This window comes from Variovorax raffinosi, assembly GCF_051216615.1.
Taxonomy (GTDB): Bacteria; Pseudomonadota; Gammaproteobacteria; order Burkholderiales; family Burkholderiaceae_C; genus Variovorax.
Window position 1 is genome coordinate 27799 of record NZ_JBPJZR010000022.1, and the last position, 15193, is coordinate 42991.

At 68.9% G+C, this 15193-nt stretch carries 13 protein-coding genes and 1 riboswitch; of the genes, 10 read left to right on the forward strand and 3 right to left on the reverse strand.

Going from position 1 to position 15193, the window contains the following annotated elements:
* Position 1 precedes the first annotated feature (1 nt).
* From hutG to ACSFB7_RS36465, 5 genes are all read left to right on the forward strand, one after another.
* Positions 2-823, forward strand: coding sequence for an N-formylglutamate deformylase (hutG, locus tag ACSFB7_RS36445; protein ID WP_435477209.1), 822 nt, complete (start codon positions 2-4; stop codon positions 821-823).
* Positions 820-2208 carry an FAD-binding oxidoreductase gene (locus tag ACSFB7_RS36450; RefSeq protein WP_435477210.1) on the forward strand — a complete coding sequence of 463 codons (1389 nt, stop codon included), beginning with the start codon at positions 820-822 and terminating at the stop codon, positions 2206-2208. Before hutG ends, ACSFB7_RS36450 begins: the two co-directional genes overlap by 4 nt.
* The gene (locus ACSFB7_RS36455) at positions 2205-3365 is read left to right on the forward strand and encodes a histidinol-phosphate transaminase (protein WP_435477211.1); all 1161 of its coding nucleotides are present in this window, start codon (positions 2205-2207) and stop codon (positions 3363-3365) included. Before ACSFB7_RS36450 ends, ACSFB7_RS36455 begins: the two co-directional genes overlap by 4 nt.
* A gap of 70 nt (positions 3366-3435) precedes the next feature.
* Complete coding sequence (locus ACSFB7_RS36460) at positions 3436-4491, forward strand: homocysteine S-methyltransferase family protein (protein ID WP_435477212.1); 1056 nt, start codon at positions 3436-3438, stop codon at positions 4489-4491.
* 204 nt (positions 4492-4695) lie between these two features.
* Positions 4696-5394, forward strand: coding sequence for an SH3 domain-containing protein (locus ACSFB7_RS36465; protein ID WP_435477213.1), 699 nt, complete (start codon positions 4696-4698; stop codon positions 5392-5394).
* Between the two features lie 21 nt (positions 5395-5415).
* On the opposite strand, the gene ACSFB7_RS36470 is transcribed toward ACSFB7_RS36465, so the two are convergent.
* Entirely contained in the window at positions 5416-6336 is a 921-nt protein-coding gene (locus ACSFB7_RS36470; RefSeq protein ID WP_435477215.1) for a LysR family transcriptional regulator, read from the reverse strand.
* A 101-nt stretch (positions 6337-6437) separates the two neighbouring features.
* Here ACSFB7_RS36470 and ACSFB7_RS36475 point away from each other — a divergent pair, with 101 nt between their 5' ends.
* A complete protein-coding gene (locus ACSFB7_RS36475; RefSeq protein WP_435477216.1) occupies positions 6438-6875 on the forward strand; it encodes a PACE efflux transporter in 438 nt (145 codons plus the stop codon).
* A 12-nt stretch (positions 6876-6887) separates the two neighbouring features.
* On the opposite strand, the gene ACSFB7_RS36480 is transcribed toward ACSFB7_RS36475, so the two are convergent.
* Both ACSFB7_RS36480 and ACSFB7_RS36485 read right to left on the reverse strand, forming a co-directional pair.
* Positions 6888-7814 carry a lipase secretion chaperone gene (locus ACSFB7_RS36480; RefSeq protein ID WP_435477217.1) on the reverse strand — a complete coding sequence of 309 codons (927 nt, stop codon included), beginning with the start codon at positions 7812-7814 and terminating at the stop codon, positions 6888-6890.
* 10 nt (positions 7815-7824) lie between these two features.
* Positions 7825-8874 (reverse strand): esterase/lipase family protein, encoded by a 1050-nt coding sequence (locus ACSFB7_RS36485; protein ID WP_435477218.1) that lies wholly within the window; start codon positions 8872-8874, stop codon positions 7825-7827.
* Between the two features lie 133 nt (positions 8875-9007).
* Positions 9008-9083: riboswitch (S-adenosyl-L-homocysteine riboswitch) on the forward strand.
* Positions 9084-9150: 67 nt separating this feature from the next.
* Between ACSFB7_RS36485 and metH the strand changes: the two genes are divergently transcribed.
* From metH to ACSFB7_RS36505, 4 genes are all read left to right on the forward strand, one after another.
* Positions 9151-11865, forward strand: a complete 2715-nt coding sequence (gene metH / locus ACSFB7_RS36490; protein WP_435477219.1) for a methionine synthase — start codon at positions 9151-9153, stop codon at positions 11863-11865.
* 63 nt (positions 11866-11928) lie between these two features.
* Positions 11929-13755 carry an ArnT family glycosyltransferase gene (locus ACSFB7_RS36495; RefSeq protein WP_435477220.1) on the forward strand — a complete coding sequence of 609 codons (1827 nt, stop codon included), beginning with the start codon at positions 11929-11931 and terminating at the stop codon, positions 13753-13755.
* Positions 13752-14735: a glycosyltransferase gene (locus tag ACSFB7_RS36500; protein WP_435477221.1), complete on the forward strand. Its 984-nt coding sequence runs from the start codon at positions 13752-13754 to the stop codon at positions 14733-14735. Before ACSFB7_RS36495 ends, ACSFB7_RS36500 begins: the two co-directional genes overlap by 4 nt.
* Positions 14735-15127 carry a GtrA family protein gene (locus ACSFB7_RS36505; RefSeq protein ID WP_435477222.1) on the forward strand — a complete coding sequence of 131 codons (393 nt, stop codon included), beginning with the start codon at positions 14735-14737 and terminating at the stop codon, positions 15125-15127. The genes ACSFB7_RS36500 and ACSFB7_RS36505 overlap by 1 nt, the downstream gene beginning before the upstream one ends.
* Positions 15128-15193 lie beyond the last annotated feature (66 nt).

The window sequence follows — 15193 nt, forward strand, 5'->3', positions numbered from 1 at the left end:
CATGGCCTTCACCACCACCGAACCGGCGTTCCGCTTTCGCCAGGGCACGCGCCCGCTGCTGATCTCGATGCCGCACGTCGGCACGCACGTGCCGCCCGCGCTGGCCGCACGCTTCACCGACGAGGCGCGCCACGTGCCCGACACCGACTGGCATCTCGAACAGCTCTACGGTTTTGCCGATGCGCTCGGCGCCTCGGTGCTGGCGGCCACGCACTCGCGCTATGTGGTCGACCTGAACCGCCCGCCGGATGGCGCAAGCCTCTACCCGGGCCAGAGCGTGACCGGCCTGTGCCCGGTCGACACCTTCGACGACACGCCGATCTACGCGAACGCCGCCGACGTGCCCGGCGATGAAGAAATCGCCGCGCGCCGCGATGCGATCTGGGTGCCGTACCACCGGCAACTGCAGGCCGAGCTCGACCGCCTGAAGGCCGCGCACGGCACCATCGCGCTGTGGGACGCGCACTCGATCCGCTCGGTGCTGCCGCGCTTCTTCGAGGGCAAGCTGCCCGACCTGAACCTGGGCACCGGCAAGGGCATCAGCTGCGATCCGGCGCTGGCCGAAACGCTGCTGGGCATCGCGACATCGGCCACGGGCTACACCGGCGTGCTCAACGGCCGCTTCACCGGCGGCCACATCACGCGCCAGTACGGCAACCCGGCCGGCGGCGTGCATGCGGTGCAGCTGGAGATGACGCAGTCCAGCTACATGCAGGAGGCGCTGCCCTTCGACTACCTGCCGGCCGTGGCCGCCGGCGTGCAGCCGCACGTGCGGCGCATGCTGGAAGCGGTGCTCGACTTCGTCGAAAGCCGTCGCCAATGAGCCACGAGGGCTTTCTCGCCGCCCTCGGCGAGGCCCTGGGCACCGGCCAGGTGCTGACCGGCGAGGCTATTGCCGAACGCCACCGCAGCGACTGGAGCGGCCTGCCGCCCGTGCTGCCGCTGGCGCTGGTGCGACCGCGCGACACGCAGGAGGTATCGACGGTGCTGCGCCTGTGCGCGGAGCACCGCGTGCCGGTGGTGCCGCAGGGCGGACTCACCGGGCTGGCCGGCGCGGCGGTGCCGTGCGCGGATGCGATCGCGCTGTCGCTCGAACGCATGAATGCCATCGAATCGATCGATGCCGTCGCCGGCACGCTGACCGTGCAGGCCGGCGCCACCTTGCAGTCGGTGCAGGAGGCGGCGGCCGCGCAGGGCCTGCTGTTCGGCGTCGACTTCGGCGCGCGCGGCTCCTGCCAGATCGGCGGCGCGCTCTCCACCAACGCGGGCGGCAACGGCGTGCTGCAGTTCGGGATGATGCGCGAGCAGGCGCTGGGCCTGGAGGTGGTGCTGGCCGACGGCCGCGTGCTGCCGATGCTGCGGCCCATGCTCAAGAACAACACGGGTTACGACCTCAAGCAGTTCTTCATCGGTGCCGAGGGCACGCTGGGCGTGATCACGCGCGCGCTGCTGCGGCTGCATCCGGCACCGCGCGCCAAGACCACCGCGCTGGTCGCGCTGCCGGACTTCGAGTCCGCGCTGGTGCTGCTGCGCCGGCTCGGCGCGCGCTTTCCGGGCGCGCTGGCGGCCTTCGAGCTGATGTGGCGCGACTTCGTGCAGACCTCGCTGCGCTGGCAGCAACTGCGCGAGCCCTTTGATGCGGCGCACCCGCTGCAGGTGCTGGTCGACGTGACCGGCGAGGACGAGGCCGCGCTGCGCGACGCGCTCGAAGAGGCGCTGGCCGACGCAATGGATGAGGGCGTGGTGGCCGACGCCGCCATCGCCCAGTCGCAATCGCAGGCGGGCGCCTTCTGGAAGATCCGCGAGGCCACCGCCGAGCTGCCGGTGCACATGCATCCGCCGATCAACCTCGACGTGAGCCTGCCGATGGCGTCCATCGGCCGCTTCGCCGACGACTGCCGTGCGGCGCTCGATGCGCGCTGGCCCGGGCACCACTCGCTGTTCTTCGGCCACGTCGGCGACAGCAACCTGCACATCACGACCGACGGCCAGGCCATCGGCGGCGAGGCCGAGGCCTTCGAGCGCATGGTCTATGCGCAGGTCGAAGCCTGCGGCGGCAGCATCTCGGCCGAGCACGGCATCGGCCTGCACAAGAAGCCCTACCTGGGCGCAAGCCGCAGCGCCGACGAACTGGCCGCGATGCGCGCCATCAAGCAGGCGCTCGATCCCCTTCATCTGCTCAACCCCGGCAAGGTATTCGACCTGTGAACACAAGCACCATCCATGCACTCGCGCGTCCCGAAGTGACGCCGCTTCCGGCCTACAACGCGGGCCTGTCCTCGGACGCCGTGCGCGCGCGCTACGGCGTCACCGAGATCGCGCGGCTCGCGAGCAACGAGAACCCGTACGGCCCCAGCCCGGCGGTGGCGCGCGCGCTGGTCGACCTGGCGGCGCGCGCGGGCACGTACCCCGACGCCAACTGCACGGCGCTGCGCGCGGCCATTGCCGAACGCACCGGCGCCCAGCCCGGCGAGGTGGTGATCGGCAACGGTTCCGAAGACATCCTCCAGATGCTGTGCCAGGCGCTGCTGTCGCCGGGCGACCGGGTGCTGACGCAGCGCCCGGCCTTCGGCCTGCACGAGATCTATCCGCGCATGATGGGCGCGCAGGTCGAGCTGCTGGCGCTCACGCCGGAACTCGGCTTCGATGTCGATGCCTGGTGCACGGCGCTCGCGCGCGGGCCCAAGGTGGTGATGCTGGCCAACCCCTCGAACCCGGTCGGCTGCATGTTCGATACAGATGATTTCGCGCGCCTGCTCGCGGCGGTGCCCGCGGGCACCTTGCTGGTGGTGGACGAGGCCTACTACGAATACGCGCGGCTGGCGCCCGGCTACCCCGACGTGCTGGCCATGCTGCGCGCGCGGCAGGTTGCCGACGAAGGCCGCTCGCCGTGGATCGTGCTGCGCACCTTCTCCAAGGCCTGGGGCCTGGCGGGCCTGCGCGTGGGCTACGGCATCGCGTCCGACGAGGCGCTGGTGCAACTGCTCGACCGCGTGCGCACGCCCTTCAACGTGAACCTGGCGGCGCAGGCCGCGGCGCTCGCAGCCTGGGGCGACGAGGCCTTCATGGCGCAGGCCGTGGCGCGCACCGTCCAGCAGCGCGAGGTGCTGGCGGCGCAGCTTCGCGCCCTGGCCGCATCCGTCCTGCCGGGCCTGCGCGTGGCGCCTTCGGCGGCCAACTTCCTGTTCGTCGATCTCGCACGGCCGAACGGGCCGGTCAACGAGGCGCTGCTGGCGCGCGGGATCATCGTCAAGCCCTGGAAGGAGCCGGGCTTCGAGACCTTCATCCGGGTGTCGGTGGGCACCGACGAGGAGAACGCACGCTTCGTGCGGGCGCTGACCGAGATCGCCGGCGAGCCGGGCTGACGCTGCGACCGGGCCCGCGCCAAGACCCGCCTGGGGGGCGGGCCAGCCCGGGGTTTTTACAATCGCGGACATGACCAAGCCACTCATCTATACCCGCGGCCAGGCGCTGCCCGGCATCCTCGCGCAGCGCATCGCCATCCTCGACGGCGCCATGGGCACGATGATCCAGCGCTTCAAGCTCACCGAAGAGCAGTACCGCGGCGAGCGCTTCAAGGACTTCGAGCGCGACGTGAAGGGCAACAACGAGCTGCTGTCGCTCACGCGGCCCGATGTCATCTCCGACATCCACGAGGCCTACCTTGCGGCCGGCGCCGACCTGATCGAGACCAACACCTTCGGCGCGACCACCATCGCGCAGGAGGACTACAAGATGGCGCACCTGGCGCGCGAGATGAACCTCGAGTCCGCCAAGCTGGCGCGCGCGGCCTGCGACAAGTTCAGCACGCCGGACAAGCCGCGCTTCGTGGCCGGCGCCCTCGGCCCGACGCCCAAGACGGCGAGCATCAGCCCGGACGTGAACGATCCGGGCGCGCGCAATGTCGATTTCGAAGCGCTGCGCGCCGCGTACTACGAGCAGACCGAAGCGCTGGTCGAAGGCGGCGCCGACGTGATCCTGGTCGAGACCATCTTCGACACGCTCAATGCCAAGGCCGCGCTGTTCGCGGTCGACGAGTACTTCGACAACAGCGGCCAGCGCCTGCCGCTGATCATCAGCGGCACCGTGACCGACGCCTCGGGCCGCATCCTGAGCGGGCAGACCGTCACCGCCTTCTGGCACAGCGTGCGCCATTCGCAGCCGCTGGCCATCGGCCTGAACTGCGCGCTGGGCGCGGCGCTGATGCGCCCGTACATCCAGGAACTGGCGCGCGTGGCCGGTGACACCTTCATCAGCTGCTATCCGAACGCGGGCCTGCCCAATCCGATGAGCGACACCGGCTTCGACGAGACGCCGGATGTCACCTCGCGGCTGCTGCACGAGTTCGCGGCCGAGGGTCTGGTGAACATCGTGGGCGGCTGCTGCGGCACCACGCCCGATCACATCGGGGCCATCGGCCGTGCGGTGGCGTCGGTCCCGGGCCGGGCGCTGGGCAGCAACAACGCCGGCTTCTACCGCGAAGCCGCCTGAATTTGGCTCGCCCCCAGGCTGCGCGCACTTCGTGTCGCTTCTCCTTCCCCCTACCGGGGGCAACACCTGAGGCCCGGCGGAGCCGGTTCCTCGGTGTTTCGCGAAGGGGAGGGGCTGCCTGTCGGTAAAGCTGGGCGGGCGGGGTGACGGCTGATTGACAGGCTCTTGGCCCACGGCCTACGCTGGCCTGCACAGGAGTCAGCCATGAACCCCTCATTCGCTTCGCGTTGGATCGGCATCGGCGCGCTTGCCCTGGTCCTGCCGCTCGCGGCCTCGGCGCAACAGGCCTTCACGCGCGGCACGGTCAATCTGCGGGCCGGGCCCTCGGGCGATTACCCGCTGGTGGCGCGACTTGCGCCGGGGCAATCGCTCGAAGTGGTCGGCTGCACCAACGGCTATGGCTGGTGCGACGTGGTGCTGCCCGATGGCGGGCGCGGATGGGTCTGGGCGAAGAGCCTCGACTACGCGTACCAGGAGCAGCGCGTGCCGCTGGCCGCCTATGGCGCGGTGATCGGCGTGCCCATCGTCAGCTTCGTGATCGGCAGCTACTGGTCCAACTATTACCGCGACCGGTCCTGGTACGGCGACCGGCGCTGGTGGGGCAACCGTCCGCCGCCGCCGGTGGCGGGTTGGCGGCCACCGCCGCCCGTGCGGCCCGGATGGCAGCCCCATCCGTGGCAGCCGGGGCCCGGGTTCCGTCCAACGGGACCGGGCTTTCGTCCGGGGCCGGGGCCGCGTCCGCCCGTGGACCCCGGCTTCAGGCCGCCCCGGCCGCAGCCGGGTTTCCGGCCCGGGCCACCGCCCGGCATGCCGCATCCGCACCCGGGAGGCGGTCGGCCCGGTGGCGGGGGCGGGCATCCGCACGGTGGTGGCGGCGGGCCGGGTGGGCATCATCGGCACTGAACAGGCCGCAGCGCCGTTCGGTCATTCGGTCTTGGGCTGGACGCCGATGCCCGCCTGACGGTCGCGTGCGATCAGCGCCACGAAGCGCTGGGCGCCCAGTCCCAACGGCCGTTCCCTCGACCACACCACGTCGACCCACAGGTCGAGCCCGTTGCTGAGGTTCTCGAACGGAATCTCGACCAGCGCGCCGGCCGCCACATGCGGCCGCGCGAAGTTGCGCGGCAGCCAGCCCCAGCCGAGCCCGGCGGTGATCAGGCTCAGCGCGGCCAGCGCGTTGTCGGTGCGCCAGACGTGGCGCGCGAACACGAAGCGCGGGTCGCTGGTGGCCAGGTCGCGCCCGGCGACGACGATCTGCCGGGTGTTCGTCAGGTGCTCTTCGCGCAGGCGCTCGCCCTGGGCCGCGAGCAGCACCGGATGGTCGGGCGCCATCACGGCGACCATGGTGTCGCTGCCGACTTCCTGAAAACCCTCGCGGCCGTCGAGGCTGGGGCGCTCGAACACCAGTGCCAGTTGCGCGCGCCCGCTGTGCAGCAGGTCCAGCGCATCGGCCTGCGGCGCGGCCAGCACCTCCACCTGCAGCAGCGGGTATTCCTGCGCCAGTTCGGACAGCGGGCCGCTCCAGGGGGCCGCCAGCAGCTCGGGCGCGATGGCCAGCGTGAGCCGGTCTTCCAGCCCCTGCGTGAGCGCCAGCGCCTGCACCTGCAACTGCTTGAGCTGGGCGGCCAGCAGCCGCGCCTGCGGTTCGAGCGAGCGGGCGGCGGCGGTCGGCTGGGGCTCGCGGCCGCTGCGGTCGAACAGCCGCAGATCGAGTTCCGCCTCGAGGTTGGCGATGGCCATGCTCACGGCCGACGGCACCCTGCGCAGGGCTCGCGCGGCGGCCGAAAAAGAGCCGTGGTCGATCACGGTCAGGAAGACTTCGACGTTGTCACTGGAGAAGGCCATGGCGCCTATCTATCAATAAAACTGAAATAAGTTAACTTTTTATATCAGTAAATAGCAAATAAAGTCCAGCCATCGCAGTCAAACATTTCAGAGAGCAAGTCATGCAGGGCATTCAGCGTCGCATCGTTTACATCTCCCTTTACGAAGGGATCGCCATCGTGGCCGCCAGTGCCGGCCTTGCACTGATGACGGACGCCGGGCTGGGCCATTCGGGCATGCTGGCGGTGGCCGCTTCGGTCATCGCGGTGATCTGGAACCTGGTTTTCAACGCCTTGTTCGAGCGCTGGGAGTCGCGCCAGGCCGTGCGCGGCCGCAGCGTGCGCCGCCGGATCGCGCACGCCATCGGCTTCGAGGGCGGGCTGATCGCTTTCCTGGTGCCGATGTTCGCGTGGGGCCTGGGCGTGTCGCTCTGGCAGGCGCTGGTGATGGACCTGGGGCTGGTGGTGTTCTTCCTGGTCTACACCTTCGTCTTCAACTGGGCCTTCGACCGCGTGTTCGGCCTGCCGGCCTCGGCCATGGGCGAAGCGCAGCCCGCGTAAGCCTGCGCTTACTTAGCCACCTTGCCGCGCCGGCTTGGACGCGGCAGCCGAGCGCATCGCCAGGGCCCCGCTCAGGCGAAGGCGCTCGGTGTCGTTGAAGAGCGTCTCGCGCAACTGGGCCTGCTCGGCTTCGGACGCGCCGGCGTAGCGGTCGAGGCGGGCATTCCACTCCTGGGTTTCTTGGTCGAGCGTCGCAAGGCCGCGCGCCACTTCGTAGCCGTAGGCCTCGCTGCGCGCGGCAAAACGCTCTTGAGGGCTGGCGCCGCGCGCGTCCAGCGCTTCGGTCTGGCGCATCACGTCGACGTGCGCCACCGACTCCTTGCGCACCTCGCGCTGCTCGGGCGACAGCCAGGCCTGCTCGCTTTTCGCGAGGGCCGCGGCCCGCTGCTCGGGCGTCAGGGCGGCGTTGGCGAGCAGCTCCATCTTTTCCACCATGAAGCTGTCCTGCCGGATCTGCTCGCCGAACAGGCCTTCGATTTCCTCGGGCGCGAAGTACTGCCGGCGCAGCGCCTCGCGCGCCTGCAGGCTGCGGCGCAGGTTGGCGGGGTCGCCGGGCGTGGGCGGCTGCATCGCCTGCAAGGCTTCCTGCAGGTCGATGTAGCGCTCCAGCAGGCCCAGCGCGCGCACGCGCCAGTCTTCGCGCAGGTACTTGGCGAGTAGGGCGGGCGCCCTGGCCATCAGGGCGGCCTTGCTGTCGGCCTGTGCTTCGGTGAGCACCTTGTCGAAGACGGAGAGCAGGTCGCTGGTCAGCAGCGCGTCGGGGGCGGCGGGTGCCTGCACCGGGCGAGCCTCGGGGCTCGGCGCGGCTGCGGCGGCGAGCACGTCACGACCGGGCGCCTGCGGCGCGTCGATCGCTTCAGGACCGGCGGCGAACCAGCCGCCGCCGACCGCGATCAGCAGCGCCCCGCCGACGGCCCAGAAAGCCCACTGCCTGCGCATGCCCGCGCCCTCAGAGGCCCGCGCTTTTCAGCCGCGCGGCCTGGTCCTTGAAGATGTCCGGCGGCTTCTTCTCGTAGTACGGAAACTGGCTGCCGTGGGTGTTGCCTAGCACCTGGTTGACTTCGTCCAGGTGGTTCTGGCGGTAGTCGCCCAGGTGCGTGCCCAAGCGGGTGGTGCAGGCCGCGAGCAGACCGTCGTTGGCTTCGCCGAAGAAGAAGAGGGTGCCCAGCGCCGAGAGGGCCGCATCGCTCGGGTCGAACAGGCTCAAGCCGGTCGAGACGCCCGACCACGAGTAGTAGCGCACGCCGTTGACCACGGCCGCGCCGCTCTTGACGTCGCATGAGGAGCCCGCGACCGGGCGCCCCTGCGGGAATTTCTTGTCGAAGGCCGCGCCGCCCGCGGTGGTCAGCGAGGCGAGGGCGTTCAGGGGCACTTCGGGCAACTGGCTCGGGTCCTTGCCCGACAGGAAGCCGATCACGTTCGTCAGCAGTCCGATGGCGGTCACGGCCACGCCTTGGGCGATGCTTCCATCGGGCAGCGTGGCCAGCAGGTCCGCCACCTTCGAGCCGCCGTTCGCACCGCCCACCGAGGTGACCGAGGCGATCATGTCCGGAGCCACCGCCGCAACGTAGCGCACCGTGGGCGCGCCCTGCGAATGGCCGATCAGGTTGAACTTGAGCGTGGGGTTCTTCTCCAGCACGCGGATGGTCTTGAGCTCCTGCAGCAACTGCTCGCCGCGAATCTCCGAGGTGTTGGTGCCCGACACCTGGGCCACGTAGACCTTGGCGCCCGCGCCGGCCAGCTTGCCGGGAATGCCGTAGAAGTAGTCGACGCCCAGCAGGTTGTCGAAGCCCAGCAGGCCATGGACCAGCACGATCGGGTACCTGGTCCTGGCCTCGTCGGATGTCGCCCGGGCCTGCACCAGCGTCGAGCTGCCGCTGGCGGCGGCATGGGCGTTGTGCGCCAGGGCTCCCGCGACCATGAGGCCGCAGCAAAGCGCCACGGCGCGCATCGGATGGGCTGCTGCATGCTGCAGCCGGGCATTCCACTTCTTGGCCATTCGGCGCTCTCCCTTACGTTGGTTGAAAAACACGAACGTTCGTTCGGAAACGGTGGCCGCATTCTGTGGATCGACGCCGAAATGGAAACTGGGGTTTTCCCCGGGGCTGGCCGAATCGACCTAAAATACGCGACTTCCCAAGGAGCGTTGCAGCGGCTTGCCACAGAGGCAAACCGTCAGGCTTGGGGCGACAACGACGCTCGCCTGTTTGACTTTTCCGCAGGTGAGGCCATGTCCCAGATTCCCGCTCCCTCTTCCGCTTTTGTTCCCCCTCCCATGAAGCTGTCCGGTCTCGAACCGGTCGCCATCGGCGCGGGCACGCTGTTCGTCAACATCGGCGAGCGCACCAACGTCACCGGCTCCAAGGCCTTCGCGCGGATGATCCTGAACGGCCAGTTCGAAGAGGCCCTGGCCGTCGCGCGCCAGCAGGTCGAGAACGGCGCCCAGGTCATCGACATCAACATGGACGAGGCCATGCTCGACAGCAAGGTCGCCATGGTCCGCTTCCTGAACCTCATTGCCAGCGAGCCCGACATCGCGCGCGTGCCGGTGATGGTCGACAGCTCCAAGTGGGACGTGATCGAGGCCGGCCTGCGCTGCATCCAGGGCAAGGGCATCGTCAACTCCATCTCCATGAAGGAGGGCGTGGACAAGTTCAAGCACGAGGCGAAGCTGGTGCGCCGCTACGGCGCCGCCGCCGTGGTCATGGCCTTCGACGAGAAGGGCCAGGCCGACACCTACGCGCGCAAGATCGAGATCTGCGAGCGGGCCTACCGCATCCTGGTCGACGAGGTGGGCTTCCCGCCCGAAGACATCATCTTCGACCCGAACATCTTCGCCATTGCCACCGGCATCGAGGAGCACGACAACTACGCGGTCGACTTCATCGAAGCCGTGCGCTGGATCAAGCAGAACCTGCCGGGCGCCAAGGTGTCGGGCGGCGTGTCGAACGTGAGCTTCAGCTTCCGCGGCAACGACCCGATGCGCGAAGCCATCCACACCGTGTTCCTGTACCACGCGATCCAGGCGGGCATGGACATGGGCATCGTCAACGCCGGCATGGTCGGCGTGTACGACGACCTGGAGCCGATCCTGCGCGAGCGCGTGGAAGACGTGGTGCTCAACCGCCGCCCCGATGCCGGCGAGCGCCTTGTCGAGATCGCCGAGACCGCCAAGAGCGGCGCCAAGGACGAGAGCAAGCGCCTCGAATGGCGCGGCACGCCCGAGGCCCCGGTGCACGTCAACCAGCGGCTGTCGCACGCCATGGTGCACGGCATCACCGACTTCATCGTCGAGGACACCGAAGAGGCCTACCAGCAGATCCTGGCCAAGGGCGGCCGTCCGCTGCACGTGATCGAAGGCCCGCTCATGGATGGCATGAACATCGTGGGCGACCTGTTCGGCGCCGGCAAGATGTTCCTGCCGCAGGTGGTGAAGTCGGCGCGCGTGATGAAGTCTGCCGTGGCCCACCTGCTGCCCTACATCGAGGAAGAAAAGCTGCGCGACGAGGCCGCTGGCCGCGACGTGCGCACCAAGGGCAAGATCATCATCGCCACCGTGAAGGGCGACGTGCATGACATTGGAAAGAACATCGTGACCGTCGTGCTCCAGTGCAACAACTTCGAAGTGGTGAACATGGGCGTGATGGTCCCGTGCCACGAAATCCTGGCGCGTGCCAAGGTCGAGGGCGCGGACATCGTGGGCCTGTCGGGCCTGATCACGCCGAGCCTCGAAGAAATGCAGTACGTGGCCGGCGAGATGCAGCGCGACGACCATTTCCGCATCAAGAAGATCCCGCTGATGATCGGCGGCGCCACCACCAGCCGCGTGCACACCGCCGTGAAGATCGCGCCGCACTACGAAGGCCCCGTGGTCTACGTGCCCGACGCCTCGCGCAGCGTGAGCGTGGCGCAGTCGCTGCTGAGCGACCAGGCCACCGCGTACATCGACGAGATCAACGCCGACTACGAGAAGGTGCGCACCCAGCACGCCAACAAGAAGCAGGTGCCGATGTGGCCGCTGGCCAAGGTGCGCGCCAACAAGACGCCCATTGACTGGTCGAACTACACGCCGCCGGTGCCCAAGTTCATCGGCCGCCGCGTCTTCAAGAACTTCGACCTCACCGAGCTGGCCAAGTACATCGACTGGGGCCCGTTCTTCCAGACCTGGGACCTGGCCGGCCCGTTCCCCGCCATCCTGAAGGACGAAGTCGTCGGCACCGAGGCCGTGCGCGTGTACGCCGACGGCCAGCGCATGCTCAAGCGGCTGATCGAAGGCCGCTGGCTCAGCGCCAGCGGCATCGTCGGCTTCTGGCCCGCCAACACGGTGAACGACGACGACATCGAGCTGTACACCGACGAGACGCGCAGCGAAGTTGCGCTCACCTGGTACGGCATGCGCCAGCAGACCGAAAAGCAGGTCATCGACGGCGTCATGCGCCCCAGCCGCTGCCTGTCCGACTTCGTCGCACCGAAGGACAGCGGCCTGAAGGACTACGTGGGCGTGTTCGCCGTCACCGCCGGCCTGGGCGTCGAGAAGAAAGAGAAGTACTTCATCGACGACCTGGACGACTACTCGGCCATCATGCTCAAGGCCCTGGCCGACCGGCTGGCCGAGGCCTTCGCCGAGGCACTGCACCATCGCGCGCGCACCGACTTCTGGGGCTACGCGCCCGAAGAAGGCCTGAGCAACGAGGACATGATCGGCGAGAAATACCGCGGCATCCGTCCCGCGCCCGGCTATCCGGCCTGCCCCGACCACAGCGTGAAGCGCCCGATGTTCGACCTTCTGGCGTGCGCGGACATTGGCATGACCCTGACGGAAAGCCTCGCTATGATGCCCGCCGCCAGCGTGAGCGGTTTCTACCTGAGCCACCCCGACTCGACCTACTTCAACGTCGGCAAGATCGGGCACGACCAGTTGCAGGACCAGGCCGCGCGGCGCAAGGAGAGCGAATCCGATCTCGAGCGCCTGCTGGCGCCCAATCTTTGAACGTCCTTTGAACCTGCCGGCCGGCGTGGCCGACCGGCACCGGGAGTTGTTATTCAGAAGCTGATGTTTGCAGCCGCGCACTACGCGGCACTGGTGGTTTTCGTTGTCAGCTGCTGGGGTGCCGGTCGCACCGTGCTGGCCCGCCTGGCGCCACCGCCGCGCCGCGACGCGTGGCTCGAAGCCGCCGTGGCCGTGGCTTTGGGTGTCGGCTTCTTCATCTGCGTGTTCCAGGCACTGGCCATCTTCGGTGTCTTCAAGGTCGAGGCGACGCTCGCGCTGGTCGCGGCCGGTGTCGTGGCCGCCGCGCTGCAACTGCCCGCGTGGTTGCGCGAGCGGCGTGTGCTGCGCGCCGGTGCTGTCGTCGCGCCATGGACATGGTTCGACCGCGTCGCGATGGTCGCGCTGGCGCTGGTCGCCTTGCCCGCACTCGTCGCGCCGCTCGCACCGCCCGCCGCCTTCGACGAGCTGATGTACCACTTGCCCTATGCGCGCGAGGTCGCGCAGAACGGCTCGCTGGGCATCCATGCGTGGCTGCGCTACCCCTGGTTCCCGTACAACTACAACCTGCTCTATGCCGCCGCGCTGCAGGTGGGCGACGACGTGCTGCCGCACTTCCTGAACGGGCTCGCGGGTGCGCTGTCGGTGGTGATGGTGCTGCGCCTGGGCACGTTGCATGCCAGCCGGCTCACCGGCCTCGTCGGTGCTGCCATCTGGCTGGGGCTTGGCGACTACTCGAACGCGCTGATCGACATGGGCGTGGCGCTCTTCGTGCTGACGGCCTGCGTGTCGCTGTGGTGGTGGCGCGAATCCGAGCCCGTGCACAGCGGTGCCCGCTGGCTGGCGCTGGCTGCGTTCTTTCTGGGGCTGGCGGCCGGCTCGAAGTACCAGGCGCTGGTCTTCCTGCCGCTGGTCGCGCTGTTCGTCGTCTGGCACGAGCGCAGGCCCAAGGTCTGGGCGCTCGCGCTGCTGTGCTTCGTGATTCCGTGCGTGTACTGGTATGCGCGCAACGCCGTCATGACCGGCGATCCCTTCATTCCCATCGGCGCCCGCGTGTTCGGCTTCACCGAGTGGGTGCCTGAAGACTACGTGCGGCAGGTCGACGACGTGCGCGCTCATGCGGCCATGCCGAATGCGCTCATCTGGTTCGTGGTGCTGGCGCCTTTCAGCGTGTTCTGGAAGCGCTCTGGCGCAGTGCGCGCGGCGGGCTGGTTCTGCCTGTACTCGGTGGTGGTCTGGGCCGTGACCTCGCGCTATCCGCGCTACCTCATGGCCTCGTTTCCGCTGCTCGCGATGACGGCGGCGGTGGGTTGGCAGGTGCTGTTCGGATGGATCGCAGCGGGTGTGCGCCGCATCTTCGGTGCGAAGCGCACGCCAGCCGCTGAAGCCAACACCGCATCGACCGGCGCCATGAGCCGCAACACCGCGCGCTCCGGCGCCCGCGTCGGCGACTGGGTGGCCGTGCTGCTGCTGGCCGTGCTGGCGGCCGTGTCGGTACGCCAGACGGCTCTCAAGGTGTCGATGATCTCGCCCGAGCCCGAAGCGCGCGAAGCCTTCCTGCGCAAGAACGTGCCGGGCTATGCCGTCATGGACTACATGCGCCGCAACGCCACCGGCCGGGTCTACCAGATCGCGCTGAGCGAGGCGATCTACTACGGCCCGAACCCGATCTGGGGCGACACGCTCGGCCCCTGGCGCTACGCCGACTTTCTCTTGCTGCCGCCCGCCGACATGGCGCGCAAGCTGGCCCAGCAGGGCTTTGCCGCCATCGTCATGTCGCCGGAGATGGTGCCGATCTTCACCGCGCGGCCCGGCTTCGACACCCACTTCCACCTGCTGCTCGACAAAGACGGCAGCCGGGCCTACAGCATCCTTCCGAGCGCAGCACCATGACCGATGCCGAAACTTTCGTGAGTCGCAGCGGCGCCGCACTGCGCATCGCCGCCGTCATCCCGTGCTTCAACGAAGCGCTGGCCATCACGCAGGTGATCGAGGGCTTTCGCGCGGCATTGCCCGAGGCCGAGATCCATGTCTTCGACAACAACTCGACCGATGACACCGCCGCTGTGGCGCGCGCGGCGGGCGCCATCGTCACGCGCGTGGCTTCGCCCGGCAAGGGCAACGTGGTGCGGCGCATGTTCGCCGACGTCGAAGCCGACGTGTACGTGATGGTCGACGGCGACGCCACCTACGACACCGGCGCCGCGCGCCGCCTGATCGACCGGCTGGTCGACGGCAACCTCGACATGGTGGTCGGCAACCGCGTCGACGACGGCCAGGACGCGCTGACCTACCGCAAGGGCCATCGCTTCGGCAATCGCCTGCTCACCGGCGCGGTGGTGCAGCTCTTCGGCGGCGGCCTGACCGACATGCTCTCGGGCTACCGCGTGTTCTCGCGGCGCTATGCGAAGTCGTTTCCAGCGCTGTCGCGCGGCTTCGAGATCGAGACCGAGCTCACGGTGCACGCGCTCGAGTTGCGCATGCCTTACGCCGAGGAAAGCACCGCCTACAGCACGCGGCCCGAGGGCTCGCACAGCAAGCTGTCGACCTACCGCGACGGCTGGCGCATCCTCAAGGCCATCTGCAAGCTCTTCGTGAGCGAACGGCCGCTGCAGTTCTTCTCGATCATCGCGGCCCTGCTCATGATTGCATCGGTCGCGCTGGCCGTGCCGCTGCTCATGACCTTCATGCACACCGGCCTGGTGCCCCGGCTGCCCACGGCCGTGCTGTCCACCGGCGCGATGCTGGCAGCGATGCTGTCCTTCGTGTGCGGCATCGTGATGCACACCGTCACGCTCGGCCGGCAAGAGGCCAAGCGCCTGAGCTACCTGGCCATTCCGGGCGTGCGCGACCGCACCACGCAGCAACGGTAATGAAGATCGGCCGGGAGTTCCTCTCGTTCGCCGTGGTCGGCGTGATCGGCCTCGTGGTCGACGTGGTGCTGCTGTACCTGCTGGCGCCGATGCTCGGCTGGTACGTGGCGCGGGTGATCTCGTTCCTGGCGGCCGCCACCACGACCTGGGCCTTCAACCGCCGCTACACCTTTGCCGCGCGCGTCTCGGCACAGGGTTCGATCTGGCGCGAGTACTTCAGCTACCTGGCGACCATGGTCGCGGGGGCCGTGCTGAACTACGGCGCCTATGTGCTGACGCTGCACTGGGTCGAAGGCCGCTGGGCCGCCGCGCTGGGCGTGGCGGTGGGCAGCGTCGCGGGGATGGGCGCCAACTTTCTGTCGGCGCGTTATCTGGTGTTTCGCGCGAAGTAGTCGTCTTGCTCCCTCCCCCGCTGGGGGAAGGCTGGGGTGGGGGCACGCGGCGCATCCATCGGGCGC

Coding starts and splice junctions, on each gene's coding strand:
- hutG (WP_435477209.1), top strand. CDS start 2: ATGGCCTTCACCACCACCGAACCGGCGTTCCGCTTTCGCCAGGGCACG.
- ACSFB7_RS36450 (WP_435477210.1), top strand. CDS start 820: ATGAGCCACGAGGGCTTTCTCGCCGCCCTCGGCGAGGCCCTGGGCACC.
- ACSFB7_RS36460 (WP_435477212.1), top strand. CDS start 3,436: ATGACCAAGCCACTCATCTATACCCGCGGCCAGGCGCTGCCCGGCATC.
- ACSFB7_RS36465 (WP_435477213.1), top strand. CDS start 4,696: ATGAACCCCTCATTCGCTTCGCGTTGGATCGGCATCGGCGCGCTTGCC.
- ACSFB7_RS36470 (WP_435477215.1), bottom strand. CDS start 6,336: ATGGCCTTCTCCAGTGACAACGTCGAAGTCTTCCTGACCGTGATCGAC.
- ACSFB7_RS36475 (WP_435477216.1), top strand. CDS start 6,438: ATGCAGGGCATTCAGCGTCGCATCGTTTACATCTCCCTTTACGAAGGG.
- ACSFB7_RS36480 (WP_435477217.1), bottom strand. CDS start 7,814: ATGCGCAGGCAGTGGGCTTTCTGGGCCGTCGGCGGGGCGCTGCTGATC.
- ACSFB7_RS36485 (WP_435477218.1), bottom strand. CDS start 8,874: ATGGCCAAGAAGTGGAATGCCCGGCTGCAGCATGCAGCAGCCCATCCG.
- metH (WP_435477219.1), top strand. CDS start 9,151: ATGAAGCTGTCCGGTCTCGAACCGGTCGCCATCGGCGCGGGCACGCTG.
- ACSFB7_RS36495 (WP_435477220.1), top strand. CDS start 11,929: ATGTTTGCAGCCGCGCACTACGCGGCACTGGTGGTTTTCGTTGTCAGC.
- ACSFB7_RS36500 (WP_435477221.1), top strand. CDS start 13,752: ATGACCGATGCCGAAACTTTCGTGAGTCGCAGCGGCGCCGCACTGCGC.
- ACSFB7_RS36505 (WP_435477222.1), top strand. CDS start 14,735: ATGAAGATCGGCCGGGAGTTCCTCTCGTTCGCCGTGGTCGGCGTGATC.